The organism is Pseudomonas khorasanensis (assembly GCF_014268505.2).
GTDB classification, from domain to species: domain Bacteria; phylum Pseudomonadota; class Gammaproteobacteria; order Pseudomonadales; family Pseudomonadaceae; genus Aquipseudomonas; species Aquipseudomonas khorasanensis.
In genome coordinates, this window is sequence record NZ_JABWQP020000002.1 from 646,149 (window position 1) to 669,470 (window position 23,322).

At 60.4% G+C, this 23,322-nt stretch carries 19 protein-coding genes; 12 read left to right on the forward strand and 7 right to left on the reverse strand.

Annotated features, from left to right (window positions below; translation table 11 throughout):
* The first annotated feature begins 17 nt into the window (after positions 1–17).
* Together pap and HU727_RS09050 are read left to right on the forward strand one after the other, a co-directional pair.
* Positions 18–1,532, forward strand: coding sequence for a polyphosphate:AMP phosphotransferase (pap, locus tag HU727_RS09045; RefSeq protein WP_186529449.1), 1,515 nt, complete (start codon positions 18–20; stop codon positions 1,530–1,532).
* Positions 1,533–1,637: 105 nt separating this feature from the next.
* Positions 1,638–2,822 carry a thiolase family protein gene (locus HU727_RS09050; RefSeq protein WP_186529447.1) on the forward strand — a complete coding sequence of 395 codons (1,185 nt, stop codon included), beginning with the start codon at positions 1,638–1,640 and terminating at the stop codon, positions 2,820–2,822.
* A gap of 101 nt (positions 2,823–2,923) precedes the next feature.
* On the opposite strand, the gene HU727_RS09055 is transcribed toward HU727_RS09050, so the two are convergent.
* Positions 2,924–3,124 (reverse strand): DUF6316 family protein, encoded by a 201-nt coding sequence (locus HU727_RS09055; RefSeq protein ID WP_186529445.1) that lies wholly within the window; start codon positions 3,122–3,124, stop codon positions 2,924–2,926.
* 208 nt (positions 3,125–3,332) lie between these two features.
* Between HU727_RS09055 and HU727_RS09060 the strand changes: the two genes are divergently transcribed.
* Entirely contained in the window at positions 3,333–4,292 is a 960-nt protein-coding gene (locus HU727_RS09060) for a DMT family transporter (RefSeq protein WP_186529443.1), read from the forward strand.
* Positions 4,293–4,400: 108 nt separating this feature from the next.
* Here the strand turns inward: HU727_RS09060 and HU727_RS09065 are convergent, their stop codons facing one another.
* On the reverse strand, positions 4,401–5,795 hold the full coding sequence (locus HU727_RS09065) for a class II fumarate hydratase (RefSeq protein ID WP_186529441.1): 1,395 nt from the start codon (positions 5,793–5,795) through the stop codon (positions 4,401–4,403).
* Positions 5,796–5,987: 192 nt separating this feature from the next.
* On the opposite strand from HU727_RS09065, the gene HU727_RS09070 reads away from it, so the two are divergent.
* The 7 genes from HU727_RS09070 (at position 5,988) to HU727_RS09100 (ending at position 13,917) form a co-directional block, all read left to right on the forward strand.
* Entirely contained in the window at positions 5,988–6,503 is a 516-nt protein-coding gene (locus tag HU727_RS09070) for a DUF2059 domain-containing protein (RefSeq protein WP_186529439.1), read from the forward strand.
* A 12-nt stretch (positions 6,504–6,515) separates the two neighbouring features.
* Positions 6,516–6,815, forward strand: coding sequence for a BolA family protein (locus tag HU727_RS09075; RefSeq protein WP_186529437.1), 300 nt, complete (start codon positions 6,516–6,518; stop codon positions 6,813–6,815).
* Between the two features lie 274 nt (positions 6,816–7,089).
* Positions 7,090–8,031, forward strand: coding sequence for an oxygen-dependent tRNA uridine(34) hydroxylase TrhO (gene trhO / locus HU727_RS09080; RefSeq protein WP_186529435.1), 942 nt, complete (start codon positions 7,090–7,092; stop codon positions 8,029–8,031).
* A gap of 35 nt (positions 8,032–8,066) precedes the next feature.
* Positions 8,067–8,669 carry a DsbA family protein gene (locus HU727_RS09085; protein WP_186530554.1) on the forward strand — a complete coding sequence of 201 codons (603 nt, stop codon included), beginning with the start codon at positions 8,067–8,069 and terminating at the stop codon, positions 8,667–8,669.
* On the forward strand, positions 8,662–10,479 hold the full coding sequence (locus HU727_RS09090) for an ABC transporter ATP-binding protein (protein ID WP_186529433.1): 1,818 nt from the start codon (positions 8,662–8,664) through the stop codon (positions 10,477–10,479). The genes HU727_RS09085 and HU727_RS09090 overlap by 8 nt, the downstream gene beginning before the upstream one ends.
* A 137-nt stretch (positions 10,480–10,616) precedes the next feature.
* Entirely contained in the window at positions 10,617–13,076 is a 2,460-nt protein-coding gene (locus HU727_RS09095) for an EAL domain-containing protein (RefSeq protein ID WP_186529431.1), read from the forward strand.
* Between the two features lie 79 nt (positions 13,077–13,155).
* Positions 13,156–13,917 carry an iron-containing redox enzyme family protein gene (locus tag HU727_RS09100; RefSeq protein WP_189673664.1) on the forward strand — a complete coding sequence of 254 codons (762 nt, stop codon included), beginning with the start codon at positions 13,156–13,158 and terminating at the stop codon, positions 13,915–13,917.
* A gap of 120 nt (positions 13,918–14,037) precedes the next feature.
* Here the strand turns inward: HU727_RS09100 and HU727_RS09105 are convergent, their stop codons facing one another.
* From HU727_RS09105 to HU727_RS09125, 5 genes are all read right to left on the reverse strand, one after another.
* On the reverse strand, positions 14,038–14,964 hold the full coding sequence (locus tag HU727_RS09105) for a GGDEF domain-containing protein (RefSeq protein WP_186529427.1): 927 nt from the start codon (positions 14,962–14,964) through the stop codon (positions 14,038–14,040).
* A 359-nt stretch (positions 14,965–15,323) separates the two neighbouring features.
* The gene (locus tag HU727_RS09110; RefSeq protein ID WP_186529425.1) at positions 15,324–16,064 is read right to left on the reverse strand and encodes a YciK family oxidoreductase; all 741 of its coding nucleotides are present in this window, start codon (positions 16,062–16,064) and stop codon (positions 15,324–15,326) included.
* 70 nt (positions 16,065–16,134) lie between these two features.
* Complete coding sequence (mupP, locus tag HU727_RS09115; protein WP_186529423.1) at positions 16,135–16,806, reverse strand: N-acetylmuramic acid 6-phosphate phosphatase MupP; 672 nt, start codon at positions 16,804–16,806, stop codon at positions 16,135–16,137.
* A 4-nt stretch (positions 16,807–16,810) separates the two neighbouring features.
* The gene (gene ubiG, locus HU727_RS09120) at positions 16,811–17,509 is read right to left on the reverse strand and encodes a bifunctional 2-polyprenyl-6-hydroxyphenol methylase/3-demethylubiquinol 3-O-methyltransferase UbiG (protein WP_186529421.1); all 699 of its coding nucleotides are present in this window, start codon (positions 17,507–17,509) and stop codon (positions 16,811–16,813) included.
* 57 nt (positions 17,510–17,566) lie between these two features.
* Positions 17,567–18,901: a TRZ/ATZ family hydrolase gene (locus HU727_RS09125; protein ID WP_186529419.1), complete on the reverse strand. Its 1,335-nt coding sequence runs from the start codon at positions 18,899–18,901 to the stop codon at positions 17,567–17,569.
* A gap of 108 nt (positions 18,902–19,009) precedes the next feature.
* Here HU727_RS09125 and mtnA point away from each other — a divergent pair, with 108 nt between their 5' ends.
* On the forward strand, positions 19,010–20,086 hold the full coding sequence (gene mtnA / locus HU727_RS09130; RefSeq protein WP_186529417.1) for an S-methyl-5-thioribose-1-phosphate isomerase: 1,077 nt from the start codon (positions 19,010–19,012) through the stop codon (positions 20,084–20,086).
* Positions 20,087–20,511: 425 nt separating this feature from the next.
* Positions 20,512–23,286 (forward strand): DNA gyrase subunit A, encoded by a 2,775-nt coding sequence (gene gyrA, locus HU727_RS09135; protein WP_186529415.1) that lies wholly within the window; start codon positions 20,512–20,514, stop codon positions 23,284–23,286.
* Positions 23,287–23,322: the final 36 nt, after the last annotated feature.

Consider the following 23,322-nt stretch of genomic DNA (forward strand, 5'->3'; position numbering starts at 1 on the left):
CTGGAAGGAGCCGTCCCATGTTTGAATCCGCTGAAATCGGTCACGCCATCGACAAAGACACCTACGAGGCAGCCGTTCCCGCGCTACGCGAAGCCTTGCTTGAAGCGCAGTTCGAGTTGCAGCAGCAGAAGCGTTTTCCGGTGATCATTTTGATCAATGGCATCGAAGGAGCGGGGAAGGGCGAGACGGTCAAACTGCTTAACGAATGGATGGACCCGCGCCTCATCGAAGTGCGCACCTTCGATCAGCAGACCGATGAAGAACTGGCGCGGCCACCGGCCTGGCGCTATTGGCGGATGCTGCCGGCCAAGGGGCGGATGGGGATTTTCTTCGGCAACTGGTACAGCCAGATGCTGCAGGGCCGGGTGCACGGGCTGTTCAAGGATCCGCGCCTGGATCAGGCCATCGCTGGCGCCGAGCGTCTGGAAAAAATGCTGTGCGATGAAGGCGCGCTGATCTTCAAGTTCTGGTTTCATCTGTCCAAGAAACAGATGAAAGCGCGGCTCAAGTCTCTGGCTGACGACCCGCTCCACAGCTGGCGCATCAGCCCGCTGGACTGGCAACAGTCGCAGACCTACGACAAATTCGTCAAATACGGCGAGCGCGTGTTGCGCCGCACCAGCCGCGATTACGCGCCGTGGCACATCATCGAAGGCGCCGACGCCAATTACCGCAGCCTTGCAGTTGGCAAGATCCTGCTCGAAGGCCTGCAAAGCGCGCTCAAGCGTGCGGACGTCAGCCCGCGCGAAGTCAGCGCCGCGCCGCTGGGTACGCCCGTCGATCAGTTGAACCTGCTCGACAGCCTCGACCTGACACATCGCTTGGACAAGAAGGATTACGAAGAACAATTGATCACCGAACAGGCGCGTCTGTCTGGCCTGATGCGCGACAAGCGCATGCGTCGCCATGCGCTGGTTGCGGTGTTCGAAGGTAACGATGCGGCGGGCAAGGGCGGAGCGATTCGGCGGGTCGCGGCCGCGCTCGATCCGCGTCAATACAGCATCGTGCCGATTGCGGCGCCGACCGAAGAAGAGCGCGCGCAACCGTATCTGTGGCGGTTCTGGCGGCACATTCCGGCGCGGGGCAAGTTCACTGTGTTCGATCGCTCCTGGTATGGCCGCGTCCTGGTCGAGCGGATCGAGGGGTTTTGCACGCCGGCCGACTGGCTGCGCGCCTATGGCGAAATCAACGATTTCGAAGAGCAACTGGCCGATGCCGGAGTCATCGTCGTCAAGTTCTGGCTGGCCATCGACAAGGACACGCAGATGGAGCGCTTTCAGGAGCGTGAAGAGATTTCCTTCAAGCGCTTCAAAATCACCGAGGACGATTGGCGCAACCGTGAGAAATGGGACGCCTATCGCGCAGCGGTCGGCGACATGGTTGATCGCACCAGCACGGAGATCGCTCCGTGGACGCTGGTCGAGGCCAACGATAAACGCTGGGCGCGGGTCAAAGTGCTGCGCACGATTAATCGCGCGCTGGAAGATGCCTTCGAGAAAGCCGACAAGAAGGCCAAAAAACACAAGGATTGAAGCGATGGCCGCGCATACGCCGGGTGAATGATCCTCGCCGTCGGCGAGAAGGTGGACTTATGCTCAAGTCCATTCTCAACCCATAACAACAATGAGGTATGCGCCATGCGTGAAGTGGTGATCGTCGACAGCGTGCGGACCGGCCTGGCCAAATCCTTTCGCGGCAAATTCAACCAGACCCGCCCCGATGACATGGCGGCCCACTGCGTCAACGCGCTGCTTGCGCGCAACGACATCGACCCGACCAGCGTCGAGGACTGCATCGTCGGCGCCGGCTCCAACGAAGGGGCGCAGGGTTACAACATTGGTCGTAACGTGGCTGTGCTGTCGCGTCTGGGCACCGGCACCGCCGGCATGACCCTCAACCGCTTCTGTTCTTCGGGCCTGCAGGCGATCGCCATTGCCGCCAACCAGATCGCCTCTGGCTGCAGCGACATCATCGTCGCCGGTGGCGTCGAGTCGATCAGCCTGACGCTGAAAAGTGTCAACACCGATCACCTGATCAATCCGCTGCTCAAACAACAGACGCCGGGCATCTACCACACCATGGGCCAGACCGCCGAAGTGGTGGCGCGGCGTTACGGCGTCAGCCGCGACGCGCAGGATCGCTATGCCCTGCAAAGCCAGTTGCGCACCGCTCAGGCCCAGGCCGCCGGTTTGTTCGATGACGAAATTGTGCCCATGGCCGTGAAGTACCGCGTCGAGGACAAGCACAGCGGTGAGGTGCAGATTGTCGATGGCGTCGTCGAGCGTGACGACTGCAATCGCCCGGACACGACCTACGAAAGCCTCGCCGGACTGAAACCGGTGTTTGCCGACGACGGCTCGGTCACGGCGGGCAATTCATCGCAGTTGTCCGATGGCGCGTCGATGACGCTGGTGATGAGCCTGGAAAAAGCACTGGAACTGGGGCTTAAACCGAAGGCGTTCTTCCGTGGCTTCACCGTGGCCGGCTGCGAGCCGGACGAAATGGGCATCGGCCCGGTGTTCTCGGTGCCGAAACTGCTCAAGGCCAAAGGCTTGCAGGTGGCGGACATCGATCTATGGGAATTGAACGAGGCATTCGCTTCGCAGTGCCTGTACAGCCGCGACCGGCTGGAGATCGATAACGACAAATACAACGTCAATGGCGGCTCGATTTCCATTGGTCACCCGTTCGGCATGACCGGGTCGCGGCAGGTCGGGCATCTGATCCGGGAATTGCAGCGACGCAATCTGCGTTACGGCATCGTCACCATGTGCGTGGGTGGCGGGATGGGGGCGACCGGGTTGTTTGAGGCGGTGCGTTAAGCCCTGACAGATGCGCTGACTGAGCTAGCGCTTTCGCGAGCAGGCTCGCTCCCACAGGTGACGGTATGTTCCTGTGGGAGCGAGCCTGCTCGCGAATGGATTCAGTGCGGACTCTGCCTGGAATCCTGCTGCTGCATCCGCGCGATGTAAGCCTGAATTTCCTGCTCGATGACTTGACTGCTATACGGCCCTTCCAGGGTATTTTCCCGAGTGCTGAAAAACAGCTCGCCGTTGACCCGGCACACCCGGTTGCTGCGAAAGCGGGTGGCGGGGGCGCTGTCCTCGGCGCGCATTGCGTACATGTCGGTCTCCCTGATCAAACAGTAAAAAGTCTGCAATGAGCTTATGCCTGAAGCACTTGGCGCGCCCGATGAGCCGATCAACGGCGGTGCGCCGGTTTTTTGCTGCGACCCGCACAGTTTCATTCGCGGCCTGTTGGCAACTGTCCCTGTGTTGAACGAAGCAGGGCGCCTAGACTGTGCGTTCTTGTCAGCAGGTTTTGGGGTTCGCATGCACATTTCATCAGGGCGCTGGGTGTACGGACTGTTCCTGGCGCTGCTGACCGCGTTTCTGTGGGGCATCCTGCCGATAAAACTCAAACAGGTTCTGCTGGTGATGGACCCGGTCACGGTGACCTGGTTTCGCCTGACGGTGTCCGGCGGCTGTCTGTTCATCTACCTGGCCTCGGTCAGGCGCCTGCCGAGTCGCAAAGTGCTCGGGCCCAAGGGCGGCTGGCTGGTGTTGATGGCCGTGCTCGGCCTGGTCGGCAATTACGTGCTGTACCTGATGGGTCTCAACCTTCTAAGTCCCGGCACCGCGCAACTGGTGGTGCAGATGGGGCCGATCATGCTGCTGATCGCCAGTCTGTTTGTGTTCAAGGAGCGGTTCAGCATCGGCCAGGGCATCGGTTTGCTGGTGCTGCTGATTGGTTTTGGCCTGTTCTTCAATCAGCGACTGGCAGAGCTGCTGACTTCGCTGTCCGATTACACCGCTGGCGTGTTGCTGGTGTTGCTGGCGTCCACGGTCTGGACCTTTTACGCGCTCGGCCAGAAGCAATTGCTCACGGTATGGAATTCGCTGCAGGTGATGATGGTGATCTACCTGTTCTGCGCATTGTTGCTGACGCCGTGGGTGCATCCGCTCGAAGCGCTGAACCTTAGCCCGTTGCAGGGTTGGCTATTACTGGCGTGCTGTATGAATACGCTGATTGCCTATGGCGCGTTTGCCGAAGCGCTGGCGCATTGGGAGGCGTCGCGGGTCAGCGCGACTCTGGCGATCACGCCGCTGGTGACGTTTGCTGCGGTGGCAATTGCAGCGCGGGTCTGGCCGGAATACGTACACGCCGAGCAGATCAATGCGCTGGGGTATGGCGGGGCGGTGCTGGTGGTGCTGGGTTCGGCGCTGGTGGCGTTGGGGCCGTCGTTGATGGCCGGGCTCAGGGCGCGACGGGCCAGGGTTGTGCCTGGCTGACGATCGGCGGCGCCTGAATTCGCGAGCAGGCTCGCTTCCACTTTGCAATGCAATTTTCCTGTGGGAGCGAGCCTGCTCGCGAAGACGGATTTTCAGGCGCTAAATGACTCAGCCCTTGGCGCCTGCCTCAATCATGTTCTCCGGCCGCACCCACGCATCGAACTCTTCATCGGTCAGATAGCCCAGTTGCAACGCCGCCTCACGCAAGGTCAGCCCTTCGCTGTAGGCTTTCTTGGCAATTTCCGCCGATTTGTCATAGCCGATATGCGGGTTCAGCGCTGTCACCAGCATCAACCCACGCTCCAGATGTTTGGCCATGACTTCTGCATCCGGCTCCAGCCCGGCGATGCAGTGTTCCTGGAAGTTGCTGCAGCCATCGCCAAGCAGGCGGATCGATTGCAGCAGGTTGTGGATGATCACCGGTTTGAACACATTTAATTGCAGATGACCCTGACTGGCGGCAAAACCGATTGCCACGTCATTGCCCAGCACCTGACAGGCCAGCATCGACAAGGCTTCGCACTGGGTCGGGTTGACCTTGCCCGGCATGATCGAACTGCCCGGTTCGTTGGCCGGCAACTTCACTTCGGCAAAACCTGCACGCGGGCCGGAGCCGAGCAGGCGCAGGTCGTTGGCGATTTTCATCAGCGCCACGGCGAGCGTTTTCAGTGCGCCAGACAAAGTGACCAGCGGTTCATGACCCGCCAGCGCGGCGAATTTGTTTGGCGCCGTGACGAACGGCAAGCCAGACAGCGCGGCCAGCTCGGCGGCAATCGCCTCGCCGAAACCGTGGGGCGAGTTCAGCCCGGTACCGACGGCCGTCCCGCCTTGCGCCAGTTCGCAAACCGCCGGCAATGCGGCGCGGATCGCCCGCTCGGCGTAGTCCAGTTGTGCGATGAACCCGGAAAGCTCCTGACCGAAAGTGATCGGCGTCGCGTCCATCATGTGCGTGCGTCCGGTCTTCACCAGTTTCATGTGCCGCGCCGCCAGCTCGGCGAGGCCGCCGGACAGCTCGGCGATCGCCGGCAGCAGTTGTTCCTGCACCGCTTTGGCGGTGGCAATGCTCATGGCGGTGGGGAAGCAGTCGTTGGAACTCTGCGAGCGGTTGACGTGATCGTTGGGATGCACCGGCGACTTGCCGCCGCGCGGGTTGCCGGCGAGTTCATTGGCGCGACCGGCGATTACTTCGTTGACGTTCATGTTGCTCTGGGTGCCGCTGCCGGTCTGCCACACCACCAGCGGAAACTGGTCGTCATGCTGGCCGCCGAGGACTTCATCGGCGGCCTGTTCGATCAGTCGGGCAATGTCGGCGGGCAGGTCGCCGTTGCGGTCGTTGACCCGCGCGGCGGCTTTCTTGATCAGCGCCAGGGCGTGCAGCACCGGCAGCGGCATGCGCTCCTGACCAATGGCGAAGTTGATCAGCGAGCGTTGCGTCTGAGCACCCCAGTAAGCGTCGTCCGGGACCTCGATCTGGCCCAGGCTGTCGGTTTCGATACGGCTCATCGTGCACACTCCTGTTGGTCTGTTGGCGCAATTTAGGCCGGCTTCGGCCCGGGTGGTTCCATCGACTCGATTGTTGACCGCAAAACCCCGCCAATCAAGCGCTGCAAGGCTCGGGGGTTGAGCCGCAACGATTGTTAGGCGCAGAATGGTCGCCCTTGGGGTTTGACCTCGCTTTGCTTAAAAGGAAACTCGATGACTCGTCTTCGCGCCATCTGTACCGCGGTTGCACTGGTTTGCGCCAGCGGCCAGGTGCTTGCCGATACCGCCAGCCACAACGCCAGTGCCGAAGCTTTCCTGACGCTGGCTCACGCTGACAAGCTGGGCACCCCGGTGTACATGCAAGTGCAGCAAATGTTCGCTCAGCGCTTTGAGCAGACCAAAGCCCCTGAGGCCAAGAAAGCCGTTCTCGAAACCTACCAGGCCAAGGCCAACGCCGCACTGGACCAGGCCATCGGCTGGAACAAGCTGAAGCCGGACATGGTCAAGCTGTACACCAGCAACTTCAGCGAATCCGAACTCAAGGACCTGGTCGCGTTCTACAAGTCGCCACTGGGCAAGAAAGTCCTGGAAAAAATGCCGCAGCTGACCCAGCAATCGGCGCAAATGACCCAGGGCAAACTGGAAAGCGCAGTGCCGGTCGTCAACAAGCTGCTTGACGACATGACCAAAGAGCTGACCCCGGCAGCGACGCCAGCCAAGAAGAAGTAAGCGGAGTTCGTGATGACCATGCAACAACGCATCGAATCGACGCTGGGCCTGTTACAGCCTGAGCATTTGCAGGTGCTGGATGAGAGCCACATGCACAGTCGTGGGCTGTCGACCCACTTCAAGGCAGTGGTGGTCAGCGCGCAGTTCGAAGGCCTGAACCGGGTCAAGCGCCACCAGAAAGTCTACGGCACGCTCGGCGAGTTGATGGGCGAATTCCATGCGTTGGCGCTGCACACCTACACCCCGCAGGAATGGGCAGAAGTCGGCGCCGCCCCGGCGTCGCCAACCTGTGCCGGCGGCAGCAAACATTAAGAACAGCGAGGGCTGCTGTTGTGGCGAGGGAGCTTGCTCCCGCTGGAGCGTGCGGCACTCCCAAATACTGCAACGCTACTATGACTGACCGGATGCGCTTGCGGGTTTACGACTGCTTCGCAGCCGATCGGGAGCAAGCTCCCCTCGCCACAGGACATCAGTGCGTCCTAATCTGATTGGGTTTTTGCTAGAATCCGCAACGCGCCGCTTAGCCGGCGCGTTTTTTTTGAATCCGGTTCACCCTTTGCGAGGGTAGCCACCTGGAGAAATACCCATGACACAACCGATTGTCGTGGCGGCACTTTACAAGTTCGTCACCCTGCAAGATTACGTCAACCTGCGTGAGCCACTGCTGCAAGCGATGGTTGATAACGGCATCAAAGGCACTCTGTTGATCGCCGAAGAAGGCATCAACGGCACGGTGTCCGGCACCCGCGAAGGCATCGACGGCCTGCTCGCCTGGCTGAAGAATGACCCGCGCATGGATGACATCGATCACAAGGAATCGTACTGCGACGAGCAGCCGTTCTACCGCACCAAGGTCAAACTCAAGAAAGAGATCGTCACCTTGGGTGTCGAAGGCGTCGACCCGAACAAAAAGGTCGGCACTTACGTTGATCCGCAAGACTGGAACGCGTTGATCAGCGACCCTGAAGTGCTGTTGATCGACACGCGCAACGATTACGAAGTGTCGATCGGCACCTTCGAAGGCGCCATCGATCCGAAAACCACCAGTTTTCGTGAGTTTCCCGACTACATCAAAGAACACTTCGACCCGGCGGTGCACAAGAAGGTCGCGATGTTCTGCACTGGCGGCATCCGCTGCGAAAAAGCCTCCAGCTACATGCTCGGCGAAGGCTTCGAAGAGGTTTACCACCTCAAGGGCGGCATTCTGAAGTACCTCGAAGAGGTGCCGCAGGAAGAAACCAAGTGGCGCGGCGACTGCTTCGTGTTCGACAACCGCGTGACCGTGCGTCACGACCTCACCGAAGGCGACTACGATCAATGTCATGCCTGCCGCACGCCGGTCAGCGTTGAAGATCGCGCCTCCGAGCACTACGTCGCCGGCATCAGTTGCCCGCATTGCTGGGACAAGCTGAGCGAGAAGACCCGGCGCAGCGCCATCGATCGGCAGAAGCAGATCGAACTGGCCAAGGCGCGCAACCAGCCGCACCCGATCGGCTACAACTATAAGCAAGCATCCACCGAGGCTTAACCATGTCTGCGCGCCTGCTCTATGTGATGGATCCGATGTGTTCATGGTGCTGGGGATTCGCTCCGGTGGCCAAGGCACTCGTCGAGCAGGCGCAGGCAGCGGGGGTGGAGCTGCATCTGGTGGTTGGCGGCCTGCGCACCGGCAGTGGTTCGGCGCTGGAGCCGACCACGCGGCGCTACATTCTGGAGCACTGGCAAGCCGTCACCGAGGCCACCGGCCAACCGTTCAGGTTTGACGGCGCGCTGCCTGACGGGTTTGTCTACGACACCGAGCCTGCCTGCCGAGCCATCGTCACCGCGCGCAGTCTGGCGCCAGATTGCGCGTGGACACTGGTCGGGCTGATTCAGCAGGCGTTTTACGCTGAAGGTCGCGATGTCACTCAGGCCAGCGTGCTGGTCGAACTGGCGGAGCAGGCCGGTGTGCCGCGTATTGAATTTGCCGCCTTGTTTGATCATGCCGATCAGCACAAGGCGACGCAGGCGGATTTCAGCTGGGTGCAGGACCTGGGCATTGCCGGTTTCCCGACCCTGCTGGCCGAACGCAACGGTCAATTGGCGCTGCTGACCAATGGCTATCAACCGCTCAGCGAGCTGTCGCCGTTGCTCGGCCGCTGGCTGGAGCGCGCGGCCTGTGTCTGACCAGACCGATGACACGCCAGCCGCCAAGCGTGTCGACCGGCTGAGCTGGGCCGAAGTCCGGCGCCTGGCGCTGCATCATAAAAAATCACTGTGGATCGCCAACGGCGTGGCTGTTCTGGCGACGCTGTGCAGCGTGCCGATTCCATTGCTGCTGCCCTTGCTGGTGGACGAAGTCCTGCTCGGCCACGGCGACGCCGCACTGAAAGTCATGAATCATTTCCTGCCGGGCATGTGGCAGCAAGCGGCGGGTTATATCGGCCTGATGCTGGTGGTGACCCTTACCTTGCGTTGCGGCGCCCTGTGTTTTGGCGTCTTGCAGTCACGGCTGTTCGCGCGGCTTGCCAAGGACATCGTCTACCGCATTCGCGTGCGCCTGATTGACCGGTTGAAACGTATTTCCCTCGGCGAATACGAAAGCCTGGGCAGCGGTACCGTCACCACGCACCTGGTTACCGATCTCGACACGCTCGATAAATTCGTCGGCGAAACCCTCAGCCGATTCCTCGTGGCGATGCTGACGCTGGTCGGCACCGCCAGCATTCTGATGTGGATGCACTGGAAACTCGCCCTGTTGATCCTGCTGTTCAACCCGCTGGTGATCTACGCCACGGTGCAGCTGGGCAAACGGGTCAAACACCTGAAGAAACTCGAGAACGACAGCACCTCGCGCTTCACTCAGGCACTGAGCGAAACCCTCGATGCGATTCAGGAAGTGCGCGCCGGTAATCGTCAGGGTTATTTCCTCGGGCGCCTCGGTTTGCGTGCCCAAGAGGTGCGCAACTACGCGGTCAACTCGCAGTGGAAAACCGACGCCTCGAATCGCGCCAGTGGCCTGCTGTTCCAGTTCGGCATCGATATCTTCCGCGCAGCAGCGATGCTCACCGTACTGTTCTCCGATCTGTCGATCGGCCAGATGCTCGCGGTGTTCAGCTACCTGTGGTTCATGATTGGCCCCGTCGAGCAGTTGCTCAATCTGCAATACGCCTATTACGCGGCGGGCGGCGCGCTGACACGGATCAACGAATTGCTGGCCCGCGCGGACGAGCCGCAATACCCCGGCGGGGTCGACCCGTTCAAGGGCCGTGACACCGTCGGCATCGAGGTGCGGGGCCTGAGCTTCGGTTATGGCGACGAGCTGGTGCTGGATCAGATGAACCTGTCGATCCTGCCGGGTGAGAAAGTCGCGATCGTCGGCGCCAGCGGCGGCGGCAAAAGTACCTTGGTGCAGTTGTTGCTGGGCCTGTACACGCCAGCGGCCGGAAGCATTCGATTCGGCGGGTCGACCCAGCAGGAGATCGGCCTGGAGACGGTTCGCGAGAACGTCGCGGTGGTGCTGCAACATCCAGCCCTGTTCAACGACACTGTGCGCGCCAACCTGACCATGGGCCGTATCCGCACCGATGAAGCCTGTTGGCAGGCACTGGAAATCGCGCAAATGGCCGCGACCATCCGCGCGTTACCCGATGGCCTCGACAGCATCGTCGGTCGTTCCGGGGTGCGCCTGTCGGGCGGTCAGCGACAGCGTCTGGCGATTGCCCGGATGATCCTCGCCGAACCGAAAGTGGTGATTCTCGACGAAGCCACCTCGGCCCTTGATGCGGCCACCGAGTACAACCTGCATCAGGCGATGGCGAAGTTTCTCAATGGCCGCACCACCCTGATCATTGCCCATCGGCTGTCTGCGGTGAAGCAGGCGGACCGGGTGCTGGTGTTCGACGGCGGGCAGATTGCCGAAGACGGCGACCATCGCCAACTGATCGCCGACGGCGGTCTGTACGCCAAGCTTTACGGCAACTTGCAACAGCACTGATCGAAATACTTGTCGACCTGTCAGACGTTCTGCGTGCGGTCTGAAACCGCGCCTTGCCTTGAACGAGAACCGCACCTAGTCTCGTCATAGCGAATTCGTCCGGAAGACGAGCGGGCAGTGCTCATGCAAGGAATCTCATGAAGCAAAAGCAGACTCTGGGAACACCACGGTTGTTGGGTATCGTCTGGCCCTTTATTGCTGTCGTGGTGTTCCAGGCATTACTGGGCGGCGTGAGCCTGTATGTGCTCTCGGCCGTGCGTGGCTATGTGGCCGGCGAAAGCCTGTGGTCCAAGGGCCAGAAAGACGCCATCTATTATCTGAACCTCTACGCCGACAGTCGTGATGAGGTGACTTATCACAAATATCTCACGGCAATCGCAGTGCCTCAGGGCGGGCATGAGTTGCGCCTGGCGCTGGATCTGCAGCCGCCGGATCTTGCTGCGGCCCGTGAAGGCATTCTCAAAGGCGGCAACCACCCCGATGATGTCTCCAGCCTGATCTGGCTGTACCTCAATTTCCGGCATTTCAGTTATCTGGAAACGGCTATTGACCGCTGGACGGTGGGCGACGCCTATCTGGTCGAACTGGATGACGTAGCGCAGGAAATGCACCGCAGCATCTCGCGCAACAGTGCCAGCGAGGCCGATATTCAGCGCTGGAAAGCGCGCATCTTTGCGATCAATGACGGCGTGACGCCAGCGGCCAGAGCGTTCAGCGACGCCTTGGGCGAAGGCTCGCGGGTGGTTATGCGTTTGTTGTTGTTCACTAATCTGGCGACGGCCCTGGGTTTGATCGTGCTGGCGCTGTGGCGCACGCACAAGCTGCTCAAACAGCGACACGAATTTGCTCAAGCGCTGCAGATGGAGAAGGACCGCGCTCACATCACGCTGCAATCGATTGGCGACGGCGTCATCACCACCGACGTCAATGGCGCGATCGACTACATGAATCCCGCTGCCGAGGCGATGACGCACTGGAAGGCCGAGCAGGCGGCGGGCCTGCCGTTGGCGGCGTTGTTCAACCTGCTTGATGAGAATGCCCAGACCGAAGGGCTCACATTGATCGAGCGCATTCTCAGTGGTCAGCTCAGTGGCGGCAGCGAACATGCGAAGCTGATCCAGCGCCTTGATGGCAGCACGCTGTCGGTCACACTGGTGGGAGCACCGATCCGCAATGCCGGCAATGTCAGCGGTACGGTACTCGTGCTGCACGACATGACGCAGGAGCGACAGTACATCGCCAACCTGTCCTGGCAGGCAACCCATGATGCGCTGACCGGGTTGGCCAATCGCCGGGAGTTCGAGTACCGGCTGGAGCAGGCGCTGCACAACCTCACGCGTCAATCCGGTCGGCACGCGCTGATGTTCCTCGATCTGGACCAGTTCAAGCTGGTCAACGACACCTGCGGCCATGCGGCGGGCGATGAGCTGCTGCGGCACATTTGTACATTGTTGCAATCAGCTTTGCGCGAGGGCGATACCTTGGCGCGCCTGGGCGGTGACGAGTTCGGCGTCCTGCTGGAAAACTGTTCATTGGAGGCTGCAGAGAAAATCGCCGAGAGCCTGCGGCAGACGGTGCAGAACCTGCATTTTGTCTGGAAGGGCCGGCCTTTCCAGACCACCGTCAGTATCGGTCTGGTGCACGTCAACCAGACCCCGACGACACTGGAGGCCTCGCTGCGAGCGGCTGACATGGCGTGCTACATGGCCAAGGAAAAAGGGCGCAACCGGGTTCAGGTTTATCACGCGGACGATACAGAACTCTCCGTGCGCTTTGGTGAAATGGCTTGGGTGCAACGCCTGCACATGGCGTTGGAAGAGAATCGGTTTTGCCTGTATGCCCAGTCCATCTCTGCACTCAAGCCATACGACGGCCAGGCCGGACACATCGAAATCCTCCTGCGCCTGCATGATGAGTCAGGCAGGATAATTCTGCCTGACAGCTTCATTCCAGCGGCTGAACGCTATGGTTTGATGACTCAGTTAGATCGTTGGGTAGTGCAAAACGTATTCAAGGTTATTGCGCAGTGTATTGAACAGGAACATGAACGTCCTCTAGCAATGTGTGCGATTAATCTGTCAGGCATTACTATAGGAGATAACGCGTTTTTGCACTTTCTAAAGGAGCAGTTTGTTAAGTACGACATACCTCCTGAAATGATTTGTTTTGAAATTACAGAAACCAGTGCCATTGCTAATTTAGGTAGCGCAATACGTTTTATCAATGAACTCAAAGGCTTGGGTTGCCATTTCTCTCTCGATGACTTTTGTGCCGGAATGTCTTCATTCGCTTACTTGAAACATTTGCCTGTAGACTTCCTGAAGATCGACGGGAGTTTCGTAAAGGATATGCTGGACGACCCGGTTAACCGGGCGATGGTCGAAGTGATCAATCACATCGGGCATGTCATGGGTAAGCAGACAATTGCCGAGTTCGTTGAAACTATCCAGATCGAACAGGCGTTGCTTGAGATAGGTGTGGATTACGCTCAGGGATATGTTATCGAGCGCCCGCAGTTATTTACCTGTGAGAGTTTGCAAAGTCGCCCCGCCAGGCCGCAGCCGTTGTTATTCAAAGCGCCGGGCACGTTCCGTTGAAGTCTCTCGCCGATCCTAGCAATCACAACTCAAAAGGAGCCGAACAGTGATCGACACATTCAACCGAACCGGACCACTCATGGAAGCTGCAAGTTATCCTGCCTGGGCGCAACAGCTCATTGAGGATTGTAGCGAGAGCAAGCGCCGGGTTGTCGAACATGAACTTTACCAGCGCATGCGTGATAACAAGCTCAGCGCCAAAACCATGCGTCAGTACCTGATCGGGGGCTGGCCGGTCGTGGAGCAGTTCGCCTTGTACATGGCGCAGAACCTCACCAAAACCCGCTTCGCCCGCCATCCCGGCGAGGACATGGCGCGGCGCTGGCTGATGCGCAATATTCGCGTCGAACTCAACCACGCCGATTACTGGATGCATTGGAGCCGGGCCCACGGCGTCAGCCTGGAAGATCTCCAGGCCCAGCAAGTGCCACCCGAGCTGCACGCCCTGAGCCACTGGTGCTGGCACACCAGCTCGGCGGATTCGCTGATCGTGGCGATTGCCGCGACCAACTACGCGATCGAGGGGGCAACGGGGGAGTGGTCGGCGGTGGTCTGCTCAACCGGCGTCTACGCGGCGGCATTCCCGGAAGAAGATCGCAAGCGGGCAATGAAGTGGCTGAAAATGCACGCGCAATATGACGATGCCCATCCGTGGGAAGCGCTGGAAATCATCTGCACGCTGGCTGGCATGAACCCGAGCAAGGCCTTGCAGGCCGAACTGCGCCAAGCCGTCTGCAAGAGCTATGACTACATGTACCTGTTCCTGGAACGGTGCATGCAGCTTGAGACTTCGGAGCGGTTGCTGGTCAATCGCGAGCGCAGGACCTTGGCCGAAAGCTGATCAACACTGTGGGAGCGAGCCTGCTCGCGAAAGCGGTGTGTCAGGCAGCGAATTCGTTGTCTGATACTCCCTCTTCGCGAGCAGGCTCGCTCCCACACTGGTTTGTGTTGCCTGTAATGTTTAACCCGCCATCGCCAACCGGTTGCGCCCCTCGCGCTTGGCGACATACAGCGCACTGTCGGCACGGCGCAGCAAGCTGTCAGCCGATTCCCCCGGCAGCAGCGTCGAGCAACCGAGGCTCACCGTGAGCTCGATCAACCGGCCGTCGGCAAAATACTCCGCCGTCTGCGTCGCATGACGCAACCGCTCGCCAACCATCGCCGCCGCTTCCCGGCCAGTGTTGGACAGCAGAATCAGAAACTCCTCGCCGCCGTAGCGAAACACCATATCGACGTTACGCAGCTGCGCCTTGATGGATGCCGCAATGGCTTTGAGCACATCATCACCGGCGCTGTGCCCGTGTTCGTCATTGACCCGTTTGAAGTGGTCGATGTCCAGCATCAGCACCGACAGCGGTTGCACGTGCCGGCGCGACATGTCGATCTCGCGCTGCAAGGTCTGCTCCATCGCCACGCGGTTACCCGCGCCGGTCAGCGGATCGCGCAGGGCGCTCTGGGTAGCGGCGCGATAGAGCAGGGCGTTGCGCATCGGGTACAGCAGGCAGGACAGCAGCGACTCGAGGTCGCCCTGTTCCTTTTCGTTGAAGCGATGATTGCGGCGGAACACCAGCTCGCCCATGTGCTCGCCTTCGTGGCTCAGGCGATAACTGACCGAATGGTGGCCACGGCTGCCGAATTCAAGGCGCAGATCGCTGCCCTGGTGCACATAGCTCAAGGCATCCAGCGGCACCAGACGTTGAATCTCGCGGAAAAAAAGTCCGAGGATACGTTGTGGCTCAAGGCTGGTTTGCAGTTGCAGGCTCATTTGCTGACGCAGTTGCGCCACGCTGGTCGGGCGCTCGATCAGCGCCGGCACTTGACCGAAGCCCAGGCGCTGCAATTTGGCACTGTCAAAGTCAATTGCATGGGTCTGGGAAGGAGATTTCATATGGCGTGAGCCCCTAAGCAGTAAGTCTGTCTTACAGGCTGGGTGAGAGCGGCTATGGGCTGCGCGTCGTACTGATCCGTCAGTCCCGTAGGACATTTGGCGTAAGTTTAGTCTGCCGGAAACGATCAGTCAGCTCTCGATACCGGCATTGCCCCATTGCCATCACACGGCATGTTTTGAGGATATTTAGAGCGAAACGCGTGCCAATCGGTTCGATTTAATTTAAGCGCTTTTGAATCAAGGGCTTGCTGATTTCATGGGGGCTGTTGCGGTGGGGAATTGGCGGGTTTGTGACGGTTGTGAGGGGCAACGGGTTGCCGCGACAGCATTCTGTCGCGGCAACAATTCGACGTATGGCGTTATTGGGCGTTGAAAGCCTGGCCATTGACGCCGGTGCTGTCGGGCCCCATCAAGTACAGGTATACCGGCATGATTTCTTCCGGTGTCGGGTTGTTCAGCGGGTTTTCCCCGGGATAAGCCTGAGCTCGCATGCTGGTGCGCGTGCCGCCCGGGTTGATGCTGTTGGAGCGTACCGGCGCCACGCCTTCGACTTCGTCGGCCAGTGTTTGCATCAAACCTTCGGTGGCGAATTTCGACACCCCGTATGCGCCCCAATAAGCACGGCCCTTGCGCCCGACGCTGCTGGAGGTGAATACCACCGAAGCGTCCTGCGACAGCTTGAGCAGCGGCAGCAGGGTGCTGGTCAGCATGAACATGGCGTTGACGTTGATCTGCATGACCCGCATGAAATTTTCGCCCGACAGTTGTTCGATCGGCGTGCGCGGGCCGATGATCGAAGCGTTGTGCAGCAGGCCGTCGAGGTGGCCGAACTCGGTTTCGATCATCGCGGCGAGTTCATCGTACTGATGGGGCAGCGCGGTTTCGAGATTGAACGGGATCACCGCCGGTTGCGGATGGCCGGCAGCCTCGATCTCGTCGTAGACCTGAGTCAGATTGGCCTCGGTCTTGCCCAGCAATAATACGGTCGCACCGTGGGCCGCATAGGTTTTCGCCGCAGCCGCGCCGATGCCTCGCCCGGCTCCAGTGACCAGAATGACCCGATCCTTGAGCAATTCAGGGCGAGCGGTGTAATCAAACATAAAAACCTCATCAAGTCGGATCGTTCCCATGCGCAGCAAAGGAATGCAGCAGACGCTCTGCGTCAGGTTTTCAGCAACTGCACAACGCGCTATCGAGCACCTTGCGCAACTCCAGCGGATGATCCACCACCACGTCCGCGCCCCAGTGCCGCGGGTTGTCGTCCGGGTGGATGTAGCCGTAGGTCACCGCAGCGGTTTTGGTGCCGGCATCGCGGCCCGACTCGATATCGCGCAAATCATCGCCGATAAAGAGAACGGTCGACGGATCCAGATCAAGCATCTTGCACGCCAGGATCAATGGCTCCGGATCCGGTTTGCTGTTCTTCACGTGGTCCGGGCAAATCAGCAGCGCCGAACGCTCGGCCAGCCCGAGTCGTTGCATGATCGGCTCGGCAAAGCGCACCGGTTTATTGGTGACAACACCCCAGATCAGATTGGCTTTCTCGATATCGGCCAGCAGCTCGGGCATGCCGTCGAACAGTTTGCTGTGCACCGCGCAGCCGACCAGATAGCGTTCGAGGAACTCCTGACGCAGCGCCTCGAAGCCCGGCGATTCAGGGTCCATCGAAAACGTCACCGCAACCATGGCTTTGGCGCCACCGGAAATCTCGTCGCGGATGTGCTTGTCATTGATCGGCGGCAAACCGCGATCCGCGCGCATCGCCTGGCAGATGGCGATGAAATCCGGCGCGGTGTCGAGCAGGGTGCCGTCCATGTCGAAAAGTACCGCTCTGATGGCCATCGGCTTATTCCTCGCGCAGGGTCTGGATCATGTAGTTGACGTCAACGTCGCTGGCCAGTTTGTAGTGCTTGGTCAGCGGGTTGTAGGTCAGGCCGATGATGTCCTTGACGGTCAGGCCGGCCATGCGGCTCCAGGCACCGAGCTCGGACGGGCGGATGAATTTCTTGAAGTCGTGGGTGCCGCGCGGCAGCAGCTTCATGATGTATTCAGCGCCGATGATCGCGAACAGATAGGCCTTCGGGTTGCGGTTGATGGTCGAGAAAAACACCTGGCCGCCCGGCTTGACCATGCGGAAGCAGGCGCGGATCACCGAGGAAGGGTCTGGCACGTGCTCAAGCATTTCCAGGCAGGTGACCACGTCGAACTGCTCGGGCATTTCCTCGGCCAGCGCTTCGGCGGTGATCTGCCGGTATTCGACGCTGACGCCGGATTCCAGTTGATGCAGTTGCGCGACCGCCAGTGGCGCTTCGCCCATGTCGATTCCCATCACCGTGGCGCCCCGCAAGGCCATGGCTTCGCTGAGGATGCCGCCACCGCAACCGACGTCGAGGACCTTTTTGCCGGCCAGATTGACGCGCTCGTCGATCCAGTTGACCCGCAGCGGGTTGATGTCGTGCAGCGGCTTGAATTCGCTTTCACGGTCCCACCAGCGATGGGCCAGAGCCTCGAATTTAGCGATTTCGGCGTGGTCGACGTTGCTCATGTTCAAATCCTCGAAAACCTGAAAGGGGTTGTAGCCGCGACAAGTGCTGCGCGGTGTTTACGATTCGGTGTGGCCGCTGATGCGCTGGCCCCAGTGGCGGGCGGTCTCGCCCAGCTGTTGTTCGTCCATGCGGGTCAGGCGGCGGTCGTCGAGCAGTTGCCTGCCGGCCACCCACAGGTGTTTGACGCAGTCGCGACCGGTGGCATAGATCAGCTGTGAAACCGGGTCATACACCGGTTGCTGCGCCATGCCGGACAGGTCGAAAGCGACGATGTCGGCGGCTTTGCCGATTTCCAGCGAGCCTGTCTGTGCTTCGATCCCCAGCGCCCGCGCGCCGTTCAATGTCGCCATGCGCAGCGCCCGGTGGGCGTCCAGCGCCGTGGCCGAGCCGGCGACGGCTTTGGCCAGCAACGCGGCGGTGCGGGTTTCGCCGAGCAGATCGAGGTCATTGTTGCTCGCCGCCCCATCGGTGCCGACGGCCACGTTCACGCCAGCCTGCCACAAACGTTCGACCGGGCAGAAGCCGCTGGCCAGTTTGAGGTTCGACTCGGGGCAATGGATCACGCTGGTGTTGCTTTCTACCAGCAGCGCCAGATCGTCGTCGCTGATCTGGGTCATGTGCACGGCCTGAAAGCGCGGCCCCAGCAAGCCGAGGCGACCGAGGCGCGCCAATGGCCGTTCGCCGGTCTGCTCGACGGCCTGCTGCACCTCGAATGCGGTTTCATGGACGTGCATGTGAATCGAGGCGTCCAGCTCCTCGGCGATCACCCGGATTTTTTCAAGGTTCTGGTCGCCAACCGTGTAGGGTGCATGGGGCCCGAAGGTGATCTTGATCCGTTCATGATGCTTGAGGTCGCCGAACAGCTCCACGCCCTGACGAATGGCTTCGTCGGCGCTGCTGGCGCCCGGTATCGGGAAATCGAGGATCGGGATCGCAATCTGCGCGCGGATGCCACTGTTGTGCACGCGCTCGCTGGCGACTTTCGGAAAGAAGTACATGTCGGAGAAGCAAGTGATGCCGCCCTTGATCTGTTCGGCAATCGCCAGGTCGGTGCCGTCGCGGACGAACGCTTCATCAACCCATTTGCCCTCGGCCGGCCAGATATGATTTTCCAGCCAAGTCATTAATGGCAGATCGTCGGCCAGGCCCCGGAACAGTGTCATCGCCGCATGGCCGTGGGCATTGATCAGGCCTGGTGCCAAAAGAACATCCGGCAGTTCACGGATTTCCGTGGCGTTACACTTCAATGCTTCGGCGCGCGGGCCGATAAACACGATGCAACCGTCCCGGATGCCCAGGCCGTGCTCCTTGAGCACAACACCTGCAGGTTCGACGGGGACCAGCCAGGTCGGCAGCAATAACAGGTCGAGCGCAATGGCAGGTTTTGGCATCGAGGGTCGGTTCCAGTGCTTTTGTAAAGGATGGCGAAGTATACCCGAGCGTCTTCGCGGGGGGATCGCTATAATCGGCGGCTTTTGTTCACGAGTGCGGGGTGTGGGATGCGCGATCGACTGTTGGCTGCGGAGAAAGTGAAGGCCATCGATTGGCATGATGGCGCGCTGCACCTGCTGGATCAGCGTATTTTGCCGTTCGAGGAAACCTGGATTGCCTACACCAGCGCCGCCGGCGTGGCCGAGGCAATTCGCTCGATGGTGGTGCGCGGCGCGCCGGCCATCGGTATCAGCGCGGCCTATGGCATCGTCCTCGCGGCGCGCGCACGGATTGCCGAAGGGGGCGACTGGTACGCGGCGCTGGAAGAAGACTTCGCCTTGCTGGCGGATTCCCGTCCCACGGCGGTCAACCTGTTCTGGGCGCTGGGTCGCATGCATGATCGCCTGGATCGCCTCAAGAGTAATGCCGATCCGCTGGCTGCACTGGAAGCTGAAGCCATCGCCATTCATGAGAGCGACCGTGAAGCCAATCTGACCATGGCTCAGCTTGGCGTCGATCTGATTCGCAAGCACCAGGGCAATGCCCAGGCGATTCTGACCCATTGCAACACCGGCGCGCTGGCGACCGGTGGTTTCGGCACCGCGCTGGGAGTGATTCGTGCTGCTTATATTGAAGGGATGGTCGAGCGCGTCTACGCCGACGAAACCCGTCCGTGGCTGCAGGGCTCGCGCCTGACCGCTTGGGAACTGGCCAACGAAGGGATTCCGGTGACCCTGAATGCCGACTCCGCTGCCGCGCACATCATGAAGACCAAAGGCATCACCTGGGTCATCGTCGGTGCTGACCGCATCACGGCCAATGGCGATGTGGCGAACAAGATCGGCACCTATCAACTGGCGGTCAACGCCATGCACCACGGCGTGCGCTTCATGGTGGTGGCGCCGAGTTCAACGATCGACATGCACCTGGCCAGCGGCGATGACATTCCGATTGAAGAACGTGATGGCGCGGAGTTGCTGGAAGTCGGCGGCAAGCGCGTGGGGGCGGACGTCGAAGCGTTCAATCCGGTGTTTGACGTAACGCCGGCCGATCTGATCGATGCGATCGTGACCGAGAAAGGCATCGTCGAACGCCCGGACACCGCCAAAATGGCCCAGTTGATGTGCCGCAAGCGCCTGCATTGACAGGCTTTGGTCTGGCGTTGAGCCCTTCGCGAGCAGGCTCGCTCCCACAGGTTTTGTGATCGCCACAGACCCGTGTGGGAGCGAGCCTGCTCGCGAAGAGGTCGGTAATGTCAATAAACATCGCTAATTCAGCCCCATATTTCACATTCAAAGAAGCTCTGAGCCTCTCTCGTCCTCCTCAAGCTTGTCACCGGTCAACTAACTATGCTCCATGCGCGTCTGGGGGATAGGTGCGTGGCGGCTCTTGTGATAACATCCGGCGTTTTCCAGGGCCGCTCCACGGAGCTGTCTTTACTGCGCAAATCCACTCTCCAGATTGTTGATTTGTCGTAAGTCGGTGCATGGCACTCGGCCTGCCCCGACGAGCTTCGTTGCTCCTCTATGGATGTGGCGAAGTTTCACCAGAAAAAGGAATCAGGCTTCTCATGGGCGAACTGGCCAAAGAAATCCTCCCGGTCAATATCGAAGACGAGCTGAAACAGTCCTACCTCGACTACGCAATGAGCGTGATCGTCGGCCGTGCACTGCCGGATGCGCGCGATGGCCTCAAGCCCGTGCACCGTCGCGTACTGTTCGCGATGAGCGAGCTGGGCAACGACTACAACAAGCCGTACAAGAAATCTGCCCGTGTTGTCGGCGACGTGATCGGTAAGTATCACCCGCACGGTGACACCGCCGTGTACGACACCATCGTTCGTATGGCCCAGCCTTTCTCCCTGCGCTACCTGCTGGTCGACGGCCAGGGCAACTTCGGTTCGGTCGACGGCGACAACGCCGCGGCCATGCGATACACCGAAGTGCGCATGACCAAGCTGGCGCACGAGCTGCTGGCTGACCTGCATAAAGAAACCGTGGACTGGGTGCCGAACTACGACGGCACCGAAATGATCCCGGCGGTCATGCCGACCCGTATTCCGAACCTGCTGGTCAACGGTTCCAGTGGTATCGCCGTGGGCATGGCGACCAACATTCCGCCGCACAACCTCGGTGAAGTCATCGACGGTTGCCTGGCCCTCATCGACAATCCCGAGCTGACCGTCGATGAGCTGATGCAATACATCCCCGGTCCGGACTTCCCGACCGCCGCCATCATCAATGGTCGCGCCGGCATCATCGAAGCCTACCGTACCGGTCGCGGGCGCATTTACATGCGTGCCCGTTCGATCATCGAAGACATCGACAAGGTCGGTGGCCGTCAGCAGATCGTCATCACCGAACTCCCTTACCAGCTGAACAAGGCGCGTCTGATCGAGAAGATCGCCGAGCTGGTCAAGGAGAAGAAGCTCGAAGGCATCACCGAACTGCGCGACGAGTCCGACAAGGACGGTATGCGCGTCGTGATCGAGCTGCGTCGCGGCGAGGTGCCTGAGGTGATCCTCAACAACCTCTACGCCCAGACCCAACTGCAAGCGGTATTCGGCATCAACATCGTTGCGTTGATCGATGGCCGCCCGCGCATCCTGAACCTCAAGGATCTGCTCGAAGCCTTCGTCCGTCACCGTCGCGAAGTCGTTACCCGCCGTACCGTGTTCGAGCTGCGCAAGGCGCGCGAGCGTGGTCACATTCTCGAAGGCCAGGCCGTTGCCCTGTCGAACATCGACCCGGTCATCGCGCTGATCAAAGCCTCGCCAACCCCGTCGGAAGCCAAGGAAGCGCTGATCAGCACGCCTTGGGAATCGTCGGCGGTCGTTGCGATGGTCGAGCGCGCCGGTGCCGATTCGTGCCGTCCGGAAAACCTCGACCCTCAGTACGGTCTGCGCGAAGGCAAGTACTTCCTGTCGCCGGAACAGGCACAGGCTATTCTTGAACTGCGCCTGCACCGTCTGACCGGTCTGGAGCATGAGAAGCTGCTGGCCGAGTACCAGGAAATCCTCAACCAGATCGGCGAGCTGATCCGCATCCTCAACAGCGCCGTGCGCCTGATGGAAGTGATCCGCGAAGAACTGGAAGTGATCCGCGCCGAATACGGCGACGCGCGCCGCACCGAAATTCTCGATGCCCGTCTCGATCTGACCCTGGGCGACATGATCCCGGAAGAAGAGCGCGTCGTGACCATCTCCCACGGTGGCTATGCCAAGACCCAGCCGCTGGCTGCGTACCAGGCCCAGCGTCGTGGCGGTAAAGGCAAGTCGGCGACCGGCGTCAAGGATGAGGACTACATCGCTCACCTGCTTGTTGCCAACAGCCACACCACGCTGCTGCTGTTCTCCAGCAAGGGCAAGGTGTACTGGCTCAAGACCTACGAAATTCCGGAAGCGTCCCGCGCCGCCCGTGGTCGTCCGCTGGTCAACCTGTTGCCGTTGAGCGAAGGCGAATACATCACCACGATGTTGCCGGTCGATCTCGAAGCGATGAAGAAGCGCGCTGACGAGGAAGAGGCTGAAGGCATCGATGCCGATGTTGAAGACATCGAAAACAGCAACGAGACCGAAGAAGAGCGCCGCGCCCGTATCAAGGCTGCCGACCGCAAGAAGGCACCGTTCATCTTCATGTCGACCGCCAACGGTACGGTCAAGAAGACCCCGCTGGTGGCCTTCAGCCGTCAGCGCAGCGTCGGTCTGATCGCGCTGGAACTGGACGAAGGCGATATCCTGATCTCCGCAGCCATCACCGACGGCGAGCAGGAAATCATGCTGTTCTCCGACGGCGGCAAAGTGACTCGCTTCAAGGAGTCCGAAGTACGTGCCATGGGCCGTACCGCTCGCGGCGTGCGCGGCATGCGTCTGCCGGAAGGGCAGAAGCTGATTTCCATGCTGATCCCGGAAGAAGGCAGCGAGATTCTCACCGCTTCCGAGCGTGGCTACGGCAAGCGTACCGCCATCACCGAGTTTCCTGAATACAAGCGTGGCGGTCAGGGCGTGATCGCCATGGTCAGCAACGAGCGTAACGGCCGTCTGGTCGGCGCGGTTCAGGTGCAGGATGGCGAAGAGATCATGCTGATCTCCGATCAGGGCACCCTGGTGCGCACCCGTGTCGACGAAGTGTCGAGCCTGGGCCGTAATACTCAGGGCGTGACGCTGATCAAACTGGCCAAGGACGAAACCCTGGTCGGGCTGGAGCGGGTTCAGGAGCCTTCGGAGATTGAAGGTGAAGAGCTCGAGGGCGAAGAGGGCGAAGAATTCGAAGGCACCGTCGGCACCGACGAAGCCGGCGAAGACCAGCAACTCGACGCCGCAGCTGACGAAGAACCGCAGGAATAAGCGGACAAACGAGGGGGCGGATGAGAATTCGCCCCC

Coding starts and splice junctions, on each gene's coding strand:
- HU727_RS09060 (WP_186529443.1), top strand. CDS start 3,333: ATGCACATTTCATCAGGGCGCTGGGTGTACGGACTGTTCCTGGCGCTG.
- HU727_RS09070 (WP_186529439.1), top strand. CDS start 5,988: ATGACTCGTCTTCGCGCCATCTGTACCGCGGTTGCACTGGTTTGCGCC.
- HU727_RS09050 (WP_186529447.1), top strand. CDS start 1,638: ATGCGTGAAGTGGTGATCGTCGACAGCGTGCGGACCGGCCTGGCCAAA.
- mupP (WP_186529423.1), bottom strand. CDS start 16,806: ATGGCCATCAGAGCGGTACTTTTCGACATGGACGGCACCCTGCTCGAC.
- HU727_RS09125 (WP_186529419.1), bottom strand. CDS start 18,901: ATGCCAAAACCTGCCATTGCGCTCGACCTGTTATTGCTGCCGACCTGG.
- HU727_RS09105 (WP_186529427.1), bottom strand. CDS start 14,964: ATGAAATCTCCTTCCCAGACCCATGCAATTGACTTTGACAGTGCCAAA.
- HU727_RS09100 (WP_189673664.1), top strand. CDS start 13,156: ATGGAAGCTGCAAGTTATCCTGCCTGGGCGCAACAGCTCATTGAGGAT.
- HU727_RS09075 (WP_186529437.1), top strand. CDS start 6,516: ATGACCATGCAACAACGCATCGAATCGACGCTGGGCCTGTTACAGCCT.
- ubiG (WP_186529421.1), bottom strand. CDS start 17,509: ATGAGCAACGTCGACCACGCCGAAATCGCTAAATTCGAGGCTCTGGCC.
- HU727_RS09065 (WP_186529441.1), bottom strand. CDS start 5,795: ATGAGCCGTATCGAAACCGACAGCCTGGGCCAGATCGAGGTCCCGGAC.
- HU727_RS09095 (WP_186529431.1), top strand. CDS start 10,617: ATGAAGCAAAAGCAGACTCTGGGAACACCACGGTTGTTGGGTATCGTC.
- HU727_RS09085 (WP_186530554.1), top strand. CDS start 8,067: ATGTGTTCATGGTGCTGGGGATTCGCTCCGGTGGCCAAGGCACTCGTC.
- pap (WP_186529449.1), top strand. CDS start 18: ATGTTTGAATCCGCTGAAATCGGTCACGCCATCGACAAAGACACCTAC.
- HU727_RS09110 (WP_186529425.1), bottom strand. CDS start 16,064: ATGTTTGATTACACCGCTCGCCCTGAATTGCTCAAGGATCGGGTCATT.
- HU727_RS09055 (WP_186529445.1), bottom strand. CDS start 3,124: ATGTACGCAATGCGCGCCGAGGACAGCGCCCCCGCCACCCGCTTTCGC.
- mtnA (WP_186529417.1), top strand. CDS start 19,010: ATGCGCGATCGACTGTTGGCTGCGGAGAAAGTGAAGGCCATCGATTGG.
- trhO (WP_186529435.1), top strand. CDS start 7,090: ATGACACAACCGATTGTCGTGGCGGCACTTTACAAGTTCGTCACCCTG.
- gyrA (WP_186529415.1), top strand. CDS start 20,512: ATGGGCGAACTGGCCAAAGAAATCCTCCCGGTCAATATCGAAGACGAG.